At 50.7% G+C, this 19,539-nt stretch carries 15 protein-coding genes and 1 tRNA gene; 3 read left to right on the top strand and 13 right to left on the bottom strand.

The features are described from left to right. Positions 1 to 112 precede the first annotated feature (112 nt). From rpoC to AC8GDC_RS00785, 5 genes are all read right to left on the bottom strand, one after another. Positions 113 to 4,348: a DNA-directed RNA polymerase subunit beta' gene (rpoC, locus tag AC8GDC_RS00805; RefSeq protein WP_506557988.1), complete on the bottom strand. Its 4,236-nt coding sequence runs from the start codon at positions 4,346 to 4,348 to the stop codon at positions 113 to 115. Positions 4,349 to 4,367: 19 nt separating this feature from the next. Further along, positions 4,368 to 7,970: a DNA-directed RNA polymerase subunit beta gene (gene rpoB, locus AC8GDC_RS00800; protein WP_506557987.1), complete on the bottom strand. Its 3,603-nt coding sequence runs from the start codon at positions 7,968 to 7,970 to the stop codon at positions 4,368 to 4,370. Positions 7,971 to 8,174: 204 nt separating this feature from the next. Then, positions 8,175 to 8,543, bottom strand: coding sequence for a hypothetical protein (locus tag AC8GDC_RS00795; RefSeq protein ID WP_506557986.1), 369 nt, complete (start codon positions 8,541 to 8,543; stop codon positions 8,175 to 8,177). 29 nt (positions 8,544 to 8,572) lie between these two features. Further along, a tRNA-Ser gene (locus AC8GDC_RS00790) sits at positions 8,573 to 8,662 on the bottom strand. An 18-nt stretch (positions 8,663 to 8,680) separates the two neighbouring features. Beyond that, positions 8,681 to 9,130 (bottom strand): nucleoside deaminase, encoded by a 450-nt coding sequence (locus AC8GDC_RS00785; protein ID WP_506557985.1) that lies wholly within the window; start codon positions 9,128 to 9,130, stop codon positions 8,681 to 8,683. A 97-nt stretch (positions 9,131 to 9,227) separates the two neighbouring features. On the opposite strand from AC8GDC_RS00785, the gene upp reads away from it, so the two are divergent. Together upp and AC8GDC_RS00775 are read left to right on the top strand one after the other, a co-directional pair. Beyond that, positions 9,228 to 9,863 (top strand): uracil phosphoribosyltransferase, encoded by a 636-nt coding sequence (gene upp, locus AC8GDC_RS00780; RefSeq protein WP_506557984.1) that lies wholly within the window; start codon positions 9,228 to 9,230, stop codon positions 9,861 to 9,863. Further along, complete coding sequence (locus tag AC8GDC_RS00775) at positions 9,864 to 10,451, top strand: AAA family ATPase (protein ID WP_506557983.1); 588 nt, start codon at positions 9,864 to 9,866, stop codon at positions 10,449 to 10,451. It abuts the gene before it with no gap. Positions 10,452 to 10,458: 7 nt separating this feature from the next. On the opposite strand, the gene AC8GDC_RS00770 is transcribed toward AC8GDC_RS00775, so the two are convergent. Genes AC8GDC_RS00770 through AC8GDC_RS00755 form a run of 4 tightly spaced genes read right to left on the bottom strand, consistent with a single transcriptional unit; the run spans position 10,459 to position 13,795 of the window. Beyond that, positions 10,459 to 11,106, bottom strand: a complete 648-nt coding sequence (locus AC8GDC_RS00770; RefSeq protein ID WP_506557982.1) for a DedA family protein — start codon at positions 11,104 to 11,106, stop codon at positions 10,459 to 10,461. 9 nt (positions 11,107 to 11,115) lie between these two features. Beyond that, positions 11,116 to 11,688, bottom strand: coding sequence for a nitroreductase family protein (locus AC8GDC_RS00765; RefSeq protein ID WP_506557981.1), 573 nt, complete (start codon positions 11,686 to 11,688; stop codon positions 11,116 to 11,118). Between the two features lie 43 nt (positions 11,689 to 11,731). After that, positions 11,732 to 12,805 (bottom strand): threonine aldolase family protein, encoded by a 1,074-nt coding sequence (locus AC8GDC_RS00760; RefSeq protein WP_506557980.1) that lies wholly within the window; start codon positions 12,803 to 12,805, stop codon positions 11,732 to 11,734. 36 nt (positions 12,806 to 12,841) lie between these two features. Then, positions 12,842 to 13,795, bottom strand: a complete 954-nt coding sequence (locus AC8GDC_RS00755) for a DMT family transporter (RefSeq protein ID WP_506557979.1) — start codon at positions 13,793 to 13,795, stop codon at positions 12,842 to 12,844. A 99-nt stretch (positions 13,796 to 13,894) separates the two neighbouring features. On the opposite strand from AC8GDC_RS00755, the gene AC8GDC_RS00750 reads away from it, so the two are divergent. Beyond that, positions 13,895 to 14,548, top strand: coding sequence for a response regulator (locus tag AC8GDC_RS00750; RefSeq protein ID WP_506557978.1), 654 nt, complete (start codon positions 13,895 to 13,897; stop codon positions 14,546 to 14,548). A gap of 63 nt (positions 14,549 to 14,611) precedes the next feature. Here the strand turns inward: AC8GDC_RS00750 and AC8GDC_RS00745 are convergent, their stop codons facing one another. From AC8GDC_RS00745 to AC8GDC_RS00730, 4 genes are all read right to left on the bottom strand, one after another. Beyond that, positions 14,612 to 15,571 carry a hypothetical protein gene (locus tag AC8GDC_RS00745; RefSeq protein ID WP_506557977.1) on the bottom strand — a complete coding sequence of 320 codons (960 nt, stop codon included), beginning with the start codon at positions 15,569 to 15,571 and terminating at the stop codon, positions 14,612 to 14,614. Between the two features lie 366 nt (positions 15,572 to 15,937). Continuing rightward, complete coding sequence (locus AC8GDC_RS00740) at positions 15,938 to 17,449, bottom strand: sigma-70 family RNA polymerase sigma factor (protein ID WP_506557976.1); 1,512 nt, start codon at positions 17,447 to 17,449, stop codon at positions 15,938 to 15,940. Positions 17,450 to 17,567: 118 nt separating this feature from the next. Then, on the bottom strand, positions 17,568 to 18,011 hold the full coding sequence (locus AC8GDC_RS00735; RefSeq protein ID WP_506557975.1) for a hypothetical protein: 444 nt from the start codon (positions 18,009 to 18,011) through the stop codon (positions 17,568 to 17,570). Positions 18,012 to 18,046: 35 nt separating this feature from the next. After that, positions 18,047 to 19,210: a cytochrome b5-like heme/steroid binding domain-containing protein gene (locus AC8GDC_RS00730; protein WP_506557974.1), complete on the bottom strand. Its 1,164-nt coding sequence runs from the start codon at positions 19,208 to 19,210 to the stop codon at positions 18,047 to 18,049. Positions 19,211 to 19,539 lie beyond the last annotated feature (329 nt).

Raw genomic sequence — 19,539 nt, 5'->3', positions numbered from 1 at the left:
ATTCTTTAGTTTGCTCTTTTGGCCAAAAAATGGCCTGTTGGCAAGACAAAGCGTGCCTGAAGCACGCTTCGCCCAGCCTAGCTGATTAGGCTCCTAGCGGTCAAATGGTTATTTAGACCTGCTGGGAGTCTGAATCTGCTGAATTTTCAACGGTTTCCGAAGCCAAAGCATCGTCTTCCATCGAGAAGCTAAGTGCTACTGCCGGGGCGGTTTCTGGAACCAATGCTTCGGCTCCCCACATACGGTTCGGGTAGCGCTCTTCCTTGGCCTTTTCGGTACCGTCTACCTCGATGTTGCGGTAGCCCGATAGTCCGGTTCCAGCTGGGATTAGCTTTCCAATGATGACGTTTTCCTTTAGTCCAACTAGTGGGTCAGACCTTCTATCGAGAGCAGCCTGGGTTAGAACCCTGGTTGTCTCCTGGAAGGAAGCAGCCGATAGCCATGACTGAGCAGCCAAGGAAGCACGGGTCATACCCATTACTTCCTGACGAGCTGAGGCAGGCTTCTTACCCTCGGCAACCGCTGCGCGGTTGATCTGGGTGAAGCGGTTGCGGTCGATGATTTCACCAGGAAGCATGTCAGTGTCACCGGAATCGATAACGGTGACCTTTCCAAGCATCTGACGAACAATAACCTCGAGGTGCTTATCGTGAAGAGGCACACCCTGGGATCCATAGATCGCCTGAACACCACGGATGATTTCGGCAGCAGCTTCGCGGCTTCCCTTAACCATTAGAACCTCGTGAGGAATTGGAGTTCCATCAACTAGGTAATCTCCGGCCTTGACGGCATCGCCCTTTTCGACCAGTAGGTCGTCTGGGGAAGTCACCGAGGTAATAGGTGTGTAAGGAGATAGCTTCTTGAAGGTCTTAGAAGTTGTTCTAGAGAACGAGTACTGCAAAGCAAGCGCTTCGGCTTCCTTCTCAGCAGCTTCGCCGGTTGGGCGAACGTAAACGTCGAACTTCTTAGCTCCAGATGCCGAGGCAACCTCAACGATGTCAACGGTTCCTGGCCAGAATGCCATAACGGCAACCTTTCCAGCCTGACGCCATCCAACACGAGCTTCTAGCAAGTCAGTCACACCATTTAGACCCTGGGTGATGTCGTAAGAAATCAATCGCTCAACGCGAACCTTACGTCCACCGATGGACTTCAAGATGGTCTGCTTCTTAGCACTCGATGCGGCACCTCCAGTGTGGAAGGTTCGCATTGTTAGCTGAGTACCAGGCTCACCGATTGACTGGGCGGCAATAATTCCAATTGCCTCTCCAAGCTCAACTGGGTCACCGGTAGCAAGGCTTGTTCCGTAGCACTTGGCACAAACACCGTGTACTGATTCACAAGTTAGAACAGAGCGAACTGCAACGGTCTCAAGACCTGCAGCCTTCATGGTCTCAACCAGCTTGGAATCAATTGGAGTTCCCGCCTTGACGATGGTCTTGCCATCAGCCTTGACATCGGTTGCGGTGGTACGAGCCAAGATCGATAGTTCAACTTGGTCGTCATCAAGAAGGTCCTTATCCAGTCCCTTTGTTGTTCCACAATCAAACTCGCGAACGATAACGTCCTGAGCTACGTCAACCAACCTACGGGTTAGATATCCTGCAGCAGCAGTCTTCATAGCGGTATCGGCGTTACCCTTACGAGCACCGGTTGCGTTGATGAAGTACTCGTTGGCAGTTAGTCCAAGCAAGTAGTTACCCTTGACAGGCATCGGTGCGAAGTCACCGGAAGATGTTGCAACCGGTCCTCGCATACCCATGATGGATCTAATCTGCAGCAAGTTTCCACGAGCTCCGGAAGTTACCATCTTGTAGATGGCGTTGTCTTCTGGAAGGGACTCTTCTAGCAAGGCACCGATTTCGTTGGTGCGCTTGAACCAAAGTGCTCCAAGCTCATCGCGACGCTCAAGGTCGGATTTGAGACCGTTGTCGAAAGCTTCCTGAATCTTGGTGTGCTCTTTCTCACCGTCAAGAAGGATCTTGGCGCGGGCCTTGTCGAAGGAACCAGAGGTGTCGAAGTTTGCATCAGAGATTGACATCGATACTCCCGAGCGAGTAGCCCAGTAGAAACCAAGGTCCTTGATGCGGTCAAGTGACTGTGCAACTTCAACGCGACTAACGGTGTCAACAAGGTCGGTCACAATGCGACCGATTTCCTTTTTGCCAACGCGCTTTTCCTGGTACGGGAACTCCTGAGGAAGGCTCTCGTTGAAAAGCGCTCTTCCCATGGTGGTCTCGCGAATAACTGATTCACCCTCGACGGCCTTCAATGGCAGACGAATCTTCACCTTGGCGTTTAGATCTAGGAATCCAGCATCGAAAGCAAGCTGAGCTTCGGCGATTGAACCGTAAGCAGAGCCTTCTCCCTTAGCTCCCTCTTTCAAGGTAGTCATGTGAAATAGTCCAATGATCATGTCCTGGGTTGGGGTTGCAACTGGACGACCATCGGAAGGCTTCAAGATGTTGTTTGATGCAAGCATCAAAACACGAGCTTCTGCCTGAGCCTCTACAGATAGAGGTAGGTGGACAGCCATCTGGTCACCATCGAAGTCAGCGTTGAAAGCAGCACAAACTAGCGGGTGCAGCTGGATGGCCTTACCTTCTACTAGCAGTGGCTCAAAGGCCTGGATTCCAAGGCGGTGAAGGGTCGGTGCACGGTTCAATAGAACCGGACGCTCCTTGATTACCTCTTCTAGAACTCCCCAAACCTGCGGACGAGATCTTTCAACCATGCGCTTTGCAGACTTGATGTTCTGAGCTAGACCTAGATCTACCAAGCGCTTCATTACGTAAGGCTTGAATAGTTCAAGTGCCATTAGCTTTGGTAATCCGGTCTGGTGAAGCTTTAGCTGAGGACCAACAACGATTACTGAACGACCTGAGTAGTCAACACGCTTACCCAAAAGGTTCTGACGGAAACGACCCTGCTTACCCTTCAGAAGATCTGAAAGGGATTTCAGAGCACGGTTACCGGTACCGGTAACTGCACGTCCACGACGACCGTTATCAAATAGCGCGTCAACAGCTTCCTGAAGCATGCGCTTTTCGTTGTTAAGAATTGTCTTTGGAACAGCTCCTAGGTCAACGAATCTCTTCAGGCGGTTGTTACGGTTGATAACCCTGCGGTAAAGATCATTTAGATCAGAGGTCGCAAAGCGTCCTCCATCTAGCTGAACCATTGGGCGAATCTCCGGTGGAAGTACAGGTAGCACGTCCAAAACCATTGAGGTTGGAGGAGTGTTTGACTGCATGAAGGAGTTAACAACCTTCAGACGCTTAATGGCCTGAGTCTGCTTTGAACCCTTGGTGGTTGCAATCTGCTCGCGAAGTTCAGCTGCTGCTGCAACCAGGTCAAATTCGGAAAGCACTCGCTGAACAGCCTCGGCACCAATAGATGTGTCGAAGAACTCTCCATATGAGTAGTCGAAGTGATCGAAGATCACGTCGTTCTGGATTAGGTCCCCAGCCTTTACGGTTAGGTACATTCTCCAGGCCATCTGCTCCTTCTGAAGGTTCGCAGGACGCTCGATGCGAGCGAACTCGCGAACAATCTTGTCGGTCTTCTTCTTGAACTCAGAGATCAGCTGCTTGATCTGCTTCTCTTCCGCGGCTGGGCGAACTACCGGTGAGATTTCCTCATCGTTAGCCTCTTCAGCTTCGGCCATGGCCTTCTTGTTCCAGAAACCTTCAGGGTTCTTTTCTTCCTGATCGATTAGCTGCTCAAGGCTTTTTGCGAACTGAGCATCAACCCAGGTCGGGGCTTCCCACAACTTGATCGCGTGCTGCAGGGCTAGACCCAAACCATTCAGTGCGTCGTACTCACCCTGAGCTACCGAAAGCATTTCCTGCAATCTCTCGTCAGAAAGAGTACGCATACGAGCTACGTAGTCTTCCTTAGTTAGAGCTGCGTCAAGAGTTCTGTCCTCGTGGTGAATGGACATGATTCTGTAAGCGGCAAAGTAAATGATCTTCTCAAGATCTTTTGGAGCCATGTTCAACAGGTAGCCAAGGCGGGAAGGAACACCCTTGAAGTACCAGATGTGAGTTACAGGAGCGGCAAGCTCGATGTGACCCATGCGCTCACGACGAACGGAGGACTTGGTAACTTCTACTCCACAACGCTCACAAACAATTCCCTTGAAGCGAACGCGCTTGTACTTTCCACAAGAGCATTCCCAGTCCTTGGTAGGACCGAAGATCTTCTCGCAGAACAGACCGTCCTTCTCAGGCTTGAGAGTTCTGTAGTTGATGGTCTCAGGCTTCTTAACTTCACCGTGTGACCAAGAGCGGATATCGTCAGCGTTGGCTAGGCCAATTCTGAGGGCGTCGAATGATTCAACTTCCATTATTTTTCCCTAATCTTTCTTAGTAACCGGTGAATTCGTTGTCAATTGTGAGGCTCTCATTACGAGAGAGGTTGATGCCTAGCTCTTCAGCTGCGCGATCAAACTCGAAGTCGTCGTCCTTCATCTGAACGGCAACGCCCTGGGCGTTTAGTACTTCTACGTTCAGAGCAAGAGACTGCATCTCCTTGGCCAAAACCCTGAAGGATTCTGGAATACCTGGGGCCTGGATGTTGTCGCCCTTCACGATCGCCTCGTAGGTGCGAACACGTCCGGTGATGTCGTCCGACTTGATAGTCAAAAGCTCCTGAAGGGTGTGTGCAGCACCGTATGCCTGCAATGCCCAAACTTCCATCTCTCCAAAGCGCTGTCCACCGAACTGAGCTTTTCCACCAAGTGGCTGCTGAGTAATCATGGAGTAAGGACCAGTGGAACGAGCGTGAATCTTGTCATCCACCAAGTGGTGAAGTTTCAAGATGTACATGTATCCAACTGAAACTGGAGCCGGGAACGGCTCACCGCTTCTTCCATCAAACAACTTGGCTTTACCGGTGCGATCAACAAGTCTCTGTCCATCGCGGTTAGGAAGTGTTGAATCCAACAAACCAATTATTTCGTCCTTAGAAGCACCGTCGAAGATCGGGGTTGCAACCTTGGTGCCTGGCTTACCTTCGCGCATTTCATTCACGATGGCATCGGCCCACTTAGCAACTCCCTCAACCTTCCAACCCTGCTTGGCAATCCAGCCAAGGTGAGTTTCAAGTACCTGACCGAAGTTCATTCGACCTGGGATACCCAGTGGGTTCAAGATCACATCAACTGGCGTTCCATCTTCCATAAACGGCATATCTTCTACCGGAAGGATCTTGGAAATAACACCCTTGTTTCCGTGGCGACCAGCAAGCTTGTCACCTTCGGTGATCTTTCTGCGCTGCGCGATGTGAACAACAACGCGCTGGTTGATACCAGCACCTAGCTCTTCATCTCCGGCTTCAACGTCAAATACCTTTACGCCGATAACAGTTCCGCCCTCACCGTGAGGAACCTTCAGGGAAGTGTCGCGAACTTCGCGGCTCTTCTCGTTGAAGATTGCTCTTAGTAGCCGCTCTTCAGCTGAAAGCTCGGTTTCACCCTTAGGTGTTACCTTTCCAACCAAGATATCTCCTGGGCGAACTTCAGCACCGATGCGGATGATTCCGTTCTCATCTAGCTGAGCTAGGGCTTCCATTGAAACGTTCGGAAGATCTGCTGTGATCTCTTCTTTTCCAAGCTTGGTATCACGAGCATCGACTTCGTACTCTTCGATGTGGATTGAGGACAAAGTGTCTTCCTTGACCAGGTTCTGGCTCAGGATGATGGCGTCCTCGAAGTTGTGACCTTCCCAAGGCATGAATGCAACAAGCAAGTTCTTACCCAAAGCCAATTCACCGGAGTCGGTGGATGGACCATCGGCTAGAACTTCGCCAGCTTCAATCTTCTGACCGATAGAAACCAGCGGCTGCTGGTTGATAGCGGTTCCCTGGTTGGAGCGGTCGAACTTGCGAAGCTTGTATTCCTTCTTGCGACCGTTCTCCTGCTTGATAACAATCAGGTCGGCTGCAACTTCTTCGATGACACCAGCGGTCTCAGCGATAACAAGTGCTCCGGAGTCAAAGGCTGCAGTTCTTTCCATTCCGGTACCAACGAGTGGTGCCTCGGAGCGAACCAGTGGAACAGCCTGACGCTGCATGTTCGCACCCATAAGCGCACGAGATGAATCGTCGTGCTCAAGGAATGGAATCAACGAAGTTGATACTGAAGCTAGCTGACGAGGAGATACGTCAACGAAATCAACATCTTCCTTGTCGAACTCAACAACGTCTCCGCGGAAACGAGCAAATACCTTCTTGTTGGCAAAGGTCTTGTCGGCGTTCAAAGGAGTGTCGGCTCCAGCAATGGCCTTGCCATCTTCTGCTGCTGCGTCTAGGTATTCGATCTTTCCCGAGACTTTTCCGTTGGTGACCTTAAGGTAAGGGGTCTCGATGAAACCGAATGGGTTGATGCGAGCATAAGCAGTTAGAGATCCGATCAGACCAATGTTCGGGCCTTCTGGAGTTTCAACCGGACACATTCTTCCGTAATGGGAAGGGTGAACGTCACGAACCTCCATCTGGGCACGCTCACGTGCGATACCACCCGGACCAAGCGCGGACAAACGACGCTTGTGGGCAAGGCCTGCAAGTGGGTTGTTCTGATCCATGAACTGAGACAACTGGGAAGCTCCGAAGAACTCCTTGATTGCGGAAACTACCGGTCTCAAGTTGATCAGGGTCTGAGGAGTAATTGCCTCGATGTCTTGGGTCGACATACGCTCACGAACCACACGCTCCATACGAGATAGTCCAATACGAACCTGGTTCTGGATTAGCTCGCCTACTGAACGGATACGGCGGTTAGAGAAATCGTCGATGTCGTCGGCAGAAACAGCAATCTTGACGCTCTTGCCGTTCATCTTTACTGGGAACTCCATGCGGGCATTCGACAGGGATGACTGGTTGGCGATTGACTGGTCAAACAATAGAAGGTACTTGAGGGTGCCAACTACGTCTGAGCGAGTAAGAGTGTTTACCTCTAGTGGCTCATCGATACCTAGCTTGCGGTTTAGCTTGTGACGACCAACCTTTGCTAGGTTGTAGCGCTTTGACTCAAAGTAAGTTGAGTTAAGCCAAGCAGCAGCAACTTCGCTACCGGCGGCTTCGCTTCTGACCTTGCGGTAAAGCTCACGAAGAGCATCTTCCTTGGTCAAAATTGGGCTGGCAAAAACCTTTGACTCGTCGTAAGCCAAGGTGTTTGCAATAAGGTCAACATCGAACTTCCAAGTTGGAGCTGCTGCTCCAACTGCCTTTTCGATGTCAGAAAACTCTGCAATGATTTCTTCTTTTGAGAATCCAAGTGCCTTCAGGAAGATTGTCGCTGAGACTTTAGTCTTGCGATCAACTTGCACCTGAACAATTGGCTGGCCGAATCTTGCAATTGGCTTACGGTCATCGCGTACCCACTCGGTCAAAAACTCCAAATACGATCCGCGGGAAGGAATGATCTGCGCTTTGTTGTTTCTAACGTCTAGGTTTCCAGTGGTGTTAGTTGAAACAGAGAAGTAAACACCAGGGGAACGAACGAGCTGGGACACAACTACTCGCTCAGTTCCGTTGATGATGAAGGTACCCTTTTCAGTCATCACTGGGAAATCCCCCATGAATACTGTCTGGGACTTGATTTCACCGGTTAGGTAGTTGGTGAATTCAGCCTTGATATAGAGAGGCTGGGTGTAGCTCTTGCCCTTTGTCTTGCACTCGTCAGGAGTGTAGGTCGGGTCGTACAAAACTGGCTCGCCGAAAACAAGACCCATCTTTGGATCTTGTGAAGAGTTAGCGGAATCCTCAATTGGAGAGATCTCTTCGAATACTTCGTCAAGACCGGTCTTGGCCTTGTTACCTTCTTTAGCTCTCCACGCTGGTCCTCCGATGAGCTGTTCAAAGCTCTCGGTCTGCAAGGAAAGAAGATCAGGTAGATCGATCTGTTCTTGTACCTTTGCAAATGATGGGCGTGATGCTAGACGGGTGTTTTTTGCGTTTTTCGCAGCCAAGGGAGTCCCTCCAGGGCAATAGTTAGTAACCGGTCAGATTTAGGGCTGTCCCGTAACCATTTGTCGCCGAAATATGCGTACAGAGCGCGCCACAATATGCACACTGGTTTTTTGGGGTCAAGTTGACATCTTATAACGATTTAGCCACGTTTGTAAACACCCTCCTTTAATCCCAATTCGGGACCGGTTTTGGGTGTAAAAGCTCTATTTGCCGGCGATACGACCGACCCGCTGCAGATAGGCCAAAAAGCCAAACAGCGGAAAGGCCAAAGACAAAACCCCTAGGTAAATCCAGAGCAAAACCACATTCGAGGAAGAGGCCTCAAAGCCTCCGAAGTTCTCTTCGGGAACTAGGAACCTGATGGATACACCAATTGAGACCAAAACAAAGAAGATTGCCCACAGCGAGCGTCTTGGCTGAGCTGGGCCATCACTATTTGCCTGGCGAGCGCCGAAGTAAGCGCCGATAGCTGGCAAGAAGATAACGGCCCCGATCTGAGGGGCAAACCAGAAGATGATGAAACCGATCAAGGCGATAGCCCCAAGCACGGTCATGTGTTTGCTGTAGTTCACTTACTCGACCTCTTATCTAGTGCATGTAGTGGCGGTGACGGTGGGATTTGAACCCACGGTGCGCTTTCACGCACACAACTTTTCGAGAGTTGCACCTTCGGCCGCTCGGACACGTCACCGTGAATCAGCCTAGTGGCTTAGCGCTTAGCCTCGAAAAAATCCTTTAGCAGCTTCGAACACTCTGCCTCGCGGACCCCGGCAATAACCTCAACCGGGTTGCCAAGTCTCGAATCCCTAAGCAAGTCGTAGCGTGAACCCGCTGCCCCAACTTTCTCATCGAAGGCTCCGAAGATAACCTTTGGTATTCGGGCTGCAACAATTGCCCCGGCACACATCGAACAAGGCTCGAGGGTAACAACAAGTGTTAGATCCTCAAGTCTCCAATCCCCCTTGGCTTTACCAACTCTTTGGATAGCCAATAGCTCAGCATGAGCTGTTGGATCTCCGGTTAGCTCTCGCTCGTTGTGAGCTGAAGCGACTACTTGACCCGAAGGGTCCAAAAGCACAGCGCCTACGGGAACATCAAGACCAGAAAGCATGGCCTGGCCAAGGGCCAGCTCCATTGCTTGATCAGGGCTTTGATCCATTGGGGTTTTTCCGTTCCTAAGTTAGCTACTTCTAACTTTAGAACCTGTTGCGGCAGCTGTTGCTGGGGTGGGATTGGGGACCTGTAGATTTGGTGTCATGCGAGTCCATGTTGCCAACCACCCACTGATTACCCACAAAATCACCGTGCTTCGGGATAAGAACACCCCTTCCCCAACCTTTAGGTTGCTGGTGGAAGAGCTTGTGACACTGCTTGCCTATGAGGCAACAAGAGACGTAAAGGTTCAAGAAGTTGACGTTGAGACACCACTGACTAAGACCAAAGGTGTGAAGCTTTCTAACCCCCAGCCAATCATCGTTCCAGTTCTTCGAGCAGGCCTTGGCATGCTTGAGGGAATGATGAAACTTCTGCCTACGGCAGAAGTTGGTTTTCTTGGAATCAAGCGCAACGAAGAAACTCTCGAGCCATTTACTTATGCCGAAAGACTGCCGGATGATCTAACCGGAAGACAAGTTTTCATCATCGACCCGATGCTCGCTACCGGTGGCACACTAATTGACTCGATCAATTACGTCTTCGAGCGCGGGGCAACCGATGTCACAGCAGTGTGTCTACTCGGAGCTCCCGAAGGACTCAAAGCAGTTGAGTCTGCCGTTGGCAACAAAAACGTCACTGTTGTTTTGGGAGCCCTTGATGAAAAGCTCAACGACATCGGCTACATCGTTCCAGGTCTTGGAGATGCTGGCGATCGCCTCTACGGCCTAGCTGAATAAATGTCGGAAGGCTCCGACCAGACAACTAAAGATCAGCTCGCGCTGATCGAAAAAATCAGCTCGCAAGTTCTTGAGCTAATTGACCGCGGCAATCAAACGCCAGTAGTTCTCATCGATGGTCGAGCAGGCTCGGGCAAATCCACCTTTGCGGAAAGCCTTCAGCAGCAACTTTTCCGAGATGGCGAATCAGCACCACGAGTTATACACATGGACAACATCTTCGAGGGCTGGGATGGACTAGCCCTGGGCTCTGACTACATGGTGCGATTTATCCTGCAGCCTTTGGCCAGGCGAGAAACTGCTTCTTGGCAGGACTGGTCCTGGGTCAAGAATCAAAGATCTTCTTGGCGAGAATTCTCCGGCGGGACGCCTTTGATTGTTGAGGGGTGTGGTTCCCTTACCGAACGAAGCAAAGAACATGCCGACATTTCTATTTGGCTAGAAGCCAGCGAGGAAACTAGGCGCGAGCGTTGGATCCAAAGAGAGCGGCACCTGGAGAAGTTTGATTTCTGGGCTGCCCAAGAGCTTGATTTCTACGCTCGGGAGAAATCTCAGTCCCTAGCGGATCTGGTTATAAAGACCGACTGAGGAGCCTTTAGAGCTTGGTTGAAAGCGGTGCCATTTTGGCACTCTTGTTGTTTTTATACCAAGCTCTAATGCCTGCAACCAGCGAGGCTGCGATAAAGAACACCGCAAGGAAGTAGCTGATGTTTTTAACCAGCGGAATGCTGGCTGCGAAGTAGCCGGCCATGGAAAGACCAAAACCCCAAAGAACTGCTCCAACCAAGTTCGCCGAGAAGAACTTGTAGTAGTTCATCTTTCCAATTCCTGCAATTACTGGAACAAGCACCCTTGCAAAAGGAACGAACCTTGCTACAACGACAGCCCACCAACCCCAGGCTAGGTAAAACTTCTCGGCGTTGGCGATAGCTTTGGTAAGAACGACGCCTGTGCGCTTATCAAGATATGGCCTGCCGTAATGCCGACCGAGGGTATAACCAACTTGATCTCCGAGCCAAGCGAATATTCCAATGCCTATTGCCAACACCCAGATGTTGATTACCTCTGGGAAGTTGGCAGCAACGATACCCGCGGCAAAAATCAACGAATCGCCGGTGATAAAAGGGATGAAGGCGCCGATTAACAAACCGGTTCCGGCAAAAACCAATCCCCAAACAACTGTAACAAATAGCACTGGCCCAAACTGGGCATACCAGGACGCTAATTCAGCTGCGAAGGACATGTGTCAAGCCTACGGCTTGCCGTGCAGCACGATTTCAGACAGATCGAGTCTGGTTCTAGGGGCAGTCTCGCGTTCAAGAGCTGGTCCTTCTAGTTTCTCTGGAGCAGCTTTCTTACCAACTGTGATCACAACCCCGACCTCTAGATCAGAAGAAAGACCGAGTGACTTGTGTAGGTCATCGTGCAAGATTCCACCCATCTGATGGGTGTATAGATCCAGCGCCTGAGCCTGAATGCTCATCTGGGCAACAGCAAGCCCCGCGTCATAGAAGTTTCCCTTGTGGGAAACACCATCATCTGATTTTTTGATTGAAACAACAATCAAAACTGAAGCAGCTGGTGCCCAGCCTTGATTAAAGCCAATAAGCCCTCCAACTACCTTCTCGTGCAGCTGAGTTCCGCGCTTGGCAACGGAGAATCGCCAAGGCTGGCCGTTGTTGGAAGAAGCGGCCCAGCGGCCGGCTTCCAAAATGGAAAGGAGTTCTTGATCAGAGATCTCATGGGTTTGATCGTATGAGCGCGGGCTCCAACGAGAAGCCAAGAGCGCGGTCAAAGTGGCAGAGGTTTCAGGGGTTTTAGACATGTTGTATCCAACTAACTTGCTTGTGGTTTTGTTCCCGAAGGGATTACTTTAGGGCTTTTCTTAGAGCGTCCAGTAGGCCATCAACATCGGAAGTGCTGGTGTCCCACGCACACATCCAACGAACCTGGCCGGTGGCCTGGTTCCAAACATAGAAGCGGTAATCCTTCTGCAGCTTCGCAGTGACTTTAGGAGGCAAGATCGGAAACACGGCGTTGGCTTCGGTTGGGTTTGGAACCTTTACCTCTTTGTGCTTTTTCGCTATCTGCACAACCCCTTCATAAAGCCTCTTTGCCATTGCGTTGGCGTGCCTAGCGTTAGCCAGGGCAACCCTTGCATCGTCTTCGAACAGTGCAAGTAGCTGAGCTGAAACAAAGCGCATCTTCGATGGCAGCTGCATTGATGTCTTTCGCAAGAACGGCATTGCGTTGGCAAGCTCTCTACCGCGGGCTGATTTCGAATCAGTGACGATAACTGCCTCGGCAGCTAGGGCACCAATCTTGGTGGCACCTAGTGAAACCAAATCAACGCCAACGTCCGTGGTGAACTGCTTGAAAGAAAGACCTAGCGCTGCAGCGGCATTGGAAAGTCTTGCCCCGTCCATGTGAAGAAGTAGTCCGTGCTTGTGAGCGCGGTCGGCGAGTTTCTTGATTTCTTTTGCTGTGTAAACCGTTCCCATTTCGGTGGTCTGAGTGATTGAGACAACCCCTGGCTGAGCCCTATGAACAAAGCCCATGTCAAATACTTGAGTATCGATTAGCTCTGGGGTGAGCTTGCCGTTAGGTGAAGCAACAGTCCAGAGCTTAATGCCGCCCATCTTCTCAGGGGCTCCACCTTCGTCGGCGTGGATGTGTGCTGACTCAACACAGATAACCGCTTCCCAGCGCTTTAGCCCTGCTTGCAGAGCAACAACGTTTGCACCGGTGCCATTGAAAACCGGAAAGCCAACTGCCTTAGAACCAAAGAGTTGTTTGACTAGCTTGTTGAATTCAGCGGTGACGGTGTCATCGCCGTAGGCGATTTCATGGCCTTGATTGACAAGCACCATACGCTTGATAACTTCTGAATCAATGCCTGCGTAGTTATCTGAGGCAAAGCCGCGCCAAACCTCTTTAGCCATGACTGATCACTTCCTTAGACCAAGAAAATACTTGGATTAGCCCTTAGGCAAAACATTGAGTTCTGTGGTGTCTGTTGAAACAGCAGTGCTTAGCTTGGAGCCTTTGTTTTTCTTGGGCTTCACCTCATGGCGCTTCCCGGCGAACCAGCTACCTACCAAGATCAGCGGGAAGCCAATGAGCAATCCGGTTGTGATCGGCTCGTTCAAGAACACCACTCCCAGAACCAGGGCAACCAGAGTGTTCAGGTAGGTAAGAAGTGTTGCTCTTGCTGCTCCAACTTCTTTAATCAGGGCAAAGAAGATGATGAATGCAACGGCTGAGCAGATAACACCAAGAACCAGCAAGGCAATCCAAGATTCGATGGCAGGTCCGGCAGCTATCTCTGCTGGAAGCGTGAAAGCTGCCGGAACAACATAGATAAGTCCAACAATCACCATCGACAAGCTGATAACCCCAGCGGTTGGAACAAAGCCAATCTTGCTGGCAATTAGTGCAGGTGCTAACGCGTAGCCAACCGCTGCCAGAATCACAGCCCCCACCCAGAGCGGATCAATAAGGCCTCCGAAGGAGTCCACTCCCACCAGGGCAACTACCCCGGCAAAGCCCATGAGCAATCCCATGATGGTCTTGGGGTGCCGAACGGATTTATCTCCCATGAAGTTTGCAAACAAAACAGCAAAGAAAGGAACTGTTGCGATCAATAGGCCAATAAGTCCTGAGGAAAGGTGTCTACCGGATTCGGTAATCAACCACCAAGGTCCTGCCATCTCAAGCAAGGCAAATACCAGAACCCAAGGCCAATGCTTCAGGGCTAGCTTTAGTGCCCCCTGCTTCAAAGCCAGGGGAACCAAAACCATGGCCCCGATCAGGACTCGAAAAAGCACAATCGAATAGGTCGAGAAATCCTCAACCGCTATTCGGATGAAAAAGTATGGGATACCCCAAGCCAGGCCGGCAGCAAGAAAGAGCAAAAGGGCTTTACGGGACATGATTACTAGCCTAGGGGCTAAAAACCAGACGTTTCTGAGGTGTTCGCTCTAGCGAATCAAGGGTGGAAACCCGAACATAATTCTGGTTTGATTCTGTCTATGGCTCAGACCCCAGTGAAGGTACTCGTCGTCGAAGACGAACCACTAGTTAGAGCGCTACTTACTTCCCTACTGGAAGCCGACGGCTTCCAGATCAAATCCGCTTCCAACGCAGCAGAAGCAAGAAGCGCAACAAAAGACTTTGACCCAAGGGTAGCCATCCTTGATATCGAACTAGGCGATGGCCCATCGGGAATCGATCTCGCTCACATCCTCAGACTTCAGTTCCCCCAGATCGGACTGGTCTTTCTAACTCACATCCCCGAACCAAGAGTTGTTGGAGTTGAAAACAGGAACATCCCTAAAAACGCTGCCTACTTGAGAAAAGACCGCATGGCCGATACCGGAGTCCTCAAGCAAGCCATCGAAGCTGCCTCCCGAGACCGCGTCGGCAAACAATTCAGAGATGACAAGAGCGTCAGTCACGAACTAACCAACGTATCCCGCAGCCAACTAGATGTTCTTCGACTGGTTGCCATGGGACTTAGCAATCACGAGATTGCAGCCCAAAGAGGAACCACAGTTCGAGCAGTTGAGCACCTAGTAAAGCGTGCCTTCTCAGCAGCCGGCGTTGACACCGAAGCCCCAGGCAACGCAAGAGTGGTTGCTGCGAGGCAGTTCATTACTGTTGCTGGAATGCCCTTCGGTAGATAAAGAGCTATGTAAAAACCCCCGGGATTGCTCCCGGGGGTTTTTATTAGCTATTTAGAGAAAGGATTACTTTAGAGCAATCTTCTTCTTAGGAGCTGTCTTTGAAGCAACACGCTTGTTCCACTTCACAGCTAGTGCGTTATACGCAGTAACTAAAGCTGCTACCTGTGCGGTGAGGGTGGTGACCTGTGTCACAGCAGTGGCGTTGTTGACAACGAAAAGCTGGTTGTCTACTGTGCTCGAACCTAGACCAGCGTTTGCCGGTCCGTCAGAGGATGTTCCACCGTTTCCGTCAAGTGTTACAACAAATGGTCTTGTGTTAGATGGAGCAGTGACTTTTCCAACCCATAGCTTACGTGAAACGCTGTAAGTTGCAGCACCGCTGTCTATACCTGCGCTACCAGTAGCTGAATATGTTGGGTCAGCTGTTCTAGTGGTTGCATCTAGCTCGTTACCGAAAACGTCTGTGACCTTGAAGGTAAATTCTCCAGCAGTTGAAGCTGCAAGAGAAGCTGGGGCCGATAGATCTTTTACGGTGTGAGAAGGACCAGTAGTCGCTTCAAATGTCTTGGTGCTGGTTGTGGTCGACTTAGTTCCAGAATCGGTCTCTGAGACAGTTACGGTGATTGTGGAAGCTGAATCTGCTGTTGTGTTGAATACGTAGAAGTTAAGTGTGCTGGCACTGGTTGCAGTCTTTGTCAGTGTGGCTGCACCCATAGTTCTAACGTCAATGAGTGTTGAAGCGGCGATTGTGTCACCAACAACCTTTGCAGAGCCAGTGGTAGCAACTGTTACTACGTCCCCAGCTGCAATGCTTCCAGAGATAGCGACATTTACAGTGTTAGTACCTGAGGTAATTGCGTTGGTGTGAGGAACAGCAGCTGTGTATGGAGCTGCAGATGTACCAGAACCGCCAGCAGCGGTAAAGGTGATTGTAGCCGCGGTTGCATTCGCCGGAGCAATGCCAACTAGTGCGGTTAGAGCTAGTGCAGCTGCTGAAGCAACTGCGATTAGTTTCTTAGACATTTAGTCTCTTTCTTTTACTTGGTTACACACTGAATCGTCGATCCAATGGGAGCTAGTCCTCAATCTGGCCAACCAAGTAGGCCAGCCCAAAGATGTCGCTCATAGAAGGTTACCGTAAATTAGTCCGGACTATTACGGTAACTGACCAGACTTTTTCAGTGAGGTTTAAGGCCAATACGCGGCTAGAACCCTCTAAATCACTGAGTTCTGAACCCAGGAACTCTCAAAAAGTACGGGATTGTGGCCAAATAGTCATTCAGGCGAAGAAAATGGCCGTTTGGCCAGAAACTAGCCAAATTGGCTGGTTTTTAGGGGTTTTGGAGCTGGGTGTCTGGGCCGCAGGCCCAGGCGTGGTTTATTGGTCAGCTAGTTAGCTGAATTAAGCGAAAGAGTGATCTCTTTCACATCAACACCGTTGCGCTGCATGATCACCTGGATGATGAAGCGGGCGTTGGTGGAGGCTGTTTCTGACCATTTCTTGCCTGTTGAGTCAAATAGGTAAGAGGCTTGGCCAGAGAAAACAAAAAAGTCAAGGCCATCGTTGGTCTTGCCGTTTAGAAAACCAGGATTGGTTGGAGCAAAGGTGAAAACCATATCCTCGAGCTTGATCTCGGCACGAACAGATCTAAACGGGTCATCGGCAGAGGGGTTGAAAGTGAACTTGGCTGTTAGGCCATTGTCCCCAACTGCTGTGTAGTCCTGGTCTAGGACAAACACCTTAGATCTTGAGTCAGAGTTCATGACTCCACCAAGACCAGGTTCGGTTAGAACCTTTTCGATGGCTGCTTCGGAAGGCTTAGGAGTTTTTGAACCAGAGTCATTTGGACCTGAAACCTTAGAACCGGATCCTGTTGAACCAGTACCAGCAGTTCCTGCGGCACCGTCAGTTGCACTCGAGTCTTCGTTGTCAACGATGCCGTTATCTGGTGTTGGCAAAATATCAATTGAACCATTGGCTGAACTTGATTGTTCACTGCCGGTGTTGGCTTCTTGGCTAGAACCAGAAGTTGTTCCTTCTGCCATTTGGTCAGTTTGTGCACGGTTTAGTCCTGGGAAGGCTGTGAGGGACATAACAACCAGTGCAATCAGGGTTAGGGCTGCAGCTCCAACCTTCTTGCCTTCTGATGCTGCCTTGCGAGCAGCAACAGAAAGAATTGCTGCTGCGGACATTCCGGTTGTGTCGATGTCTCCGATAAGGGCTTTCTTGAAAGCTGCTCTTGCTCGGAAGATAAGTTGTCTGGTGGCATTCTCTGAAAGTCCAACCTGGGAAGCGATCTCCTCGGTGCTCTTTTCCTCGTACATCGAGGCAATTAGTACTTCTCGGTGCCTTGGGTTCAGTTTCGATAGGGCAAGCCTTACAACCGCTGCATCGTCTTGCTGCTCAAGGTGGGAGTAAACCTCAGGATCGTTGGATTCTGGCTCCTGAACATCGTCGATTGAGTTGACGTATGCGCGGCCTGATGCTCTGATGACATCGAGGGCAAGGAGTCTGGTCTTCCACTTCAAGAACCTTAGAACTCCGATCTCGGAGTCTAGTTCTGGAAGGGAAACCATTAGATAAAGGAATGCGTCCTGAACCACCTCATCCACCTGGGATGGGTTTCTAAGGAAACGTCTTGCGTGACGCTCTAGGTGAGGACGAAAGCGAAGGTATATAGAGGAAAAGTCCTGAGCGCTCCATTCGGCTAGCTTTACAGGCTTGCCGGAGCGCTCTTTGAGCTCTAGATCTCCGAAGTCTTCATCTGACTGCTCATCGAGCAGGACCTCTAGAGGGTCCTCGGTGAAAAGCTGGCTAGCTTCTAGCTCCGAAAGAGCTTCAGGCGCAGAAGATAGAGCTGCCTTGGCAGCTTTTTCCTTGCCTTTTTTGCTAAACGCCATGCTTCACCTATATCTAGTTTGCCAGATACTTCTTATAACGCTAGGGGGCGCCTGATTGTTATGGTTTCAGGGCTAGAGCCTTGGCTCAGCTAGCCAGGCTCAACCCAAGGCCCTCGGGCTAGCCAAGTTTGAGGGTGAGCATGTACTGACCCCCTCCGGATTTGATTTCGGTGGCTAGATCAAGCTCCGGAGCAAGGCGTGCCAGCCGATCCAACAGCCATTCCGAGGCCTCGTTGGCCTCTTGCTCGCCAGGGCAGCGCGCAATGATCTCCCTGCCGCCTTTTTTGCGAAGGCGCTCAACGGTTTCAAAGATTGGTGATGGGTCAACTACGAATACGTCTTTGGACCAGGGGACAACTGGAGAGATCTTGCCCTTCTGGGTGTTGCACTGCCTGTGAGCTAGGCGCTCGATGGCTAACGCTCCCTTTTTAACTCTCGTTGCAGCAAAGCTGTCTGTGCTTGGGCCGAGATCTGAATTCACGGAAGCATCTGGGTCAACCGGCTTATCGCAAAGCCAACAGATCCAGTTGTCTTGTTCGCCTACGGAGTTGAGATCGCTCATGGCCTCAAGGTTACAACTTTATGTTGTGAGCACGACTAGTCGTCGTCGCCCTCTTCGTCCTCTTCTTCGTCGCCCTCTTCATCACCGCGGACAGTGGCTTCAGGAAGTGTGCTCCCTGCAACTAGAGGTCCTAATGCGAAGGCAGCCAGAATGTTCTTCGGTGTCGCAGCACCAGCGTGCTGGCTAGCAAACGAGGTCGAACCATCCTTGCCGCAAATTGCCTTGATCAAAGCTGCGCCACCCGGGTGGTCTTTGACATACGAAGTGAGGTCGTAGACCTCTCCTTTGATTACGCTCCAACAATCAGTGCCGGTTGAGTGCTTGAGAACTTCTGCTGCAGTCAAGGCAACTGTTGTGACAAGGCCTGGAGTAGTTCCGGTAGTGCCCGATTCTGAACTTGTCCCGCCACTTGAACTTGAAGTTGCAAGTGCTCCAACTAGTAGCGATGAAAGATCAGCGTTTGGTTTTGTAGCTCCCGCGTGCTGACCCGAGAAAGACTTAGTTCCATCTTTCCCACAGATAGCTTTGATAACTGCTTCGCCACCTTTGTGTTGTGAGACGTAAGAAGTTAGGTTATAAACATTTCCGTTTACAACGCTCCAGCAATCTGTCGCGGTGTTGTGCTTTAGAACTTCAGCAACGGTGATTCCCCCGTTGGAGGTGCCGCCTGTTGTGCCACCTGTTGATCCATCCGTTGCACCAGGAACAGGTTCGGTTGGGGCAACCAGTTCCTCAACTGGATTTGCAGTTAGACGATTTCCCCAGGTTGCTTCCGCTCCTGAGTGACCAACCAAAACAGAAAGAACAACAACTCCAGCTACGGCTGCCGTTGATAGACCCCCTGCTAGCTGAAGTGTCCACTTCGGAGTTTTTGTCTCTGTCTTTGTAAAAAAGTAAAAGGCAAGACCCAAGGCAAACAGGCCAATCGAAGCTGGAAATAGTAAGTCACCGAGCTCCTGGTGATCGGCCGGGTTTCCAACTCTTGCAGCTAGTGCTTCGCCGGACTGCTTGGCAGCAAATGCCAAACCAACTGAAACCGCAAGAGATCCGATTGTGAGCGGAAGGTAAGCCTTTCGCCACTTAGGAACAAACACCAGAAGCACTAGGGCTATGGCTGAGAGCGGAATCAGTACCGATGCTGCATGGACTGTGAGTGGGTGAAGCGGCAATCCGCCGATTGTGTCAAAGAATTGATTCATAACTTTGAACCTAGCCCTCCAACCTGTGTGCCAGCTGTTCGTAGCCTGCCAGCCGGCTGGCTGTTTGGCTTGAGGTGCCAATGTCGGAGGTTCCCACAAGAATTGGGCTTCCGGAAGCTCCAGTTTTGGAGATATCGATCAATTCCTACGACACGCCTGAGAATGAGCTGATAGAACCCTCAACTTAAGGTTTAGTCTTCGGATTACAACTAAAAAACAACTAAATAAGTGAAGATTTTCCCGTGTCGGTACTACATCTAGTGGTTTAGTGCTAATGTTGGGAATCCGAACTTCGAGAGATTTTCACAAATTTAGCTCAAAATAGGGGT

The sequence above is a fragment of the Rhodoluna miladensis (SeqCode) genome, assembly GCF_965234705.1.
GTDB lineage: Bacteria > Actinomycetota > Actinomycetes > Actinomycetales > Microbacteriaceae > Rhodoluna > Rhodoluna miladensis.
This window is presented reverse-complemented; position numbering and strand designations above follow the sequence as displayed.

Excerpts from the sequence above, each read along its gene's own strand:
- rpoC (WP_506557988.1), bottom strand. The coding sequence starts at position 4,348 with ATGGAAGTTGAATCATTCGACGCCCTCAGAATTGGCCTAGCCAACGCT.
- AC8GDC_RS00785 (WP_506557985.1), bottom strand. The coding sequence starts at position 9,130 with ATGGATCAAAGCCCTGATCAAGCAATGGAGCTGGCCCTTGGCCAGGCC.
- upp (WP_506557984.1), top strand. The coding sequence starts at position 9,228 with ATGCGAGTCCATGTTGCCAACCACCCACTGATTACCCACAAAATCACC.
- AC8GDC_RS00775 (WP_506557983.1), top strand. The coding sequence starts at position 9,864 with ATGTCGGAAGGCTCCGACCAGACAACTAAAGATCAGCTCGCGCTGATC.
- AC8GDC_RS00770 (WP_506557982.1), bottom strand. The coding sequence starts at position 11,106 with ATGTCCTTCGCAGCTGAATTAGCGTCCTGGTATGCCCAGTTTGGGCCA.
- AC8GDC_RS00765 (WP_506557981.1), bottom strand. The coding sequence starts at position 11,688 with ATGTCTAAAACCCCTGAAACCTCTGCCACTTTGACCGCGCTCTTGGCT.
- AC8GDC_RS00760 (WP_506557980.1), bottom strand. The coding sequence starts at position 12,805 with ATGGCTAAAGAGGTTTGGCGCGGCTTTGCCTCAGATAACTACGCAGGC.
- AC8GDC_RS00755 (WP_506557979.1), bottom strand. The coding sequence starts at position 13,795 with ATGTCCCGTAAAGCCCTTTTGCTCTTTCTTGCTGCCGGCCTGGCTTGG.
- AC8GDC_RS00750 (WP_506557978.1), top strand. The coding sequence starts at position 13,895 with ATGGCTCAGACCCCAGTGAAGGTACTCGTCGTCGAAGACGAACCACTA.
- AC8GDC_RS00745 (WP_506557977.1), bottom strand. The coding sequence starts at position 15,571 with ATGTCTAAGAAACTAATCGCAGTTGCTTCAGCAGCTGCACTAGCTCTA.
- AC8GDC_RS00740 (WP_506557976.1), bottom strand. The coding sequence starts at position 17,449 with ATGGCGTTTAGCAAAAAAGGCAAGGAAAAAGCTGCCAAGGCAGCTCTA.
- AC8GDC_RS00735 (WP_506557975.1), bottom strand. The coding sequence starts at position 18,011 with ATGAGCGATCTCAACTCCGTAGGCGAACAAGACAACTGGATCTGTTGG.
- AC8GDC_RS00730 (WP_506557974.1), bottom strand. The coding sequence starts at position 19,210 with ATGAATCAATTCTTTGACACAATCGGCGGATTGCCGCTTCACCCACTC.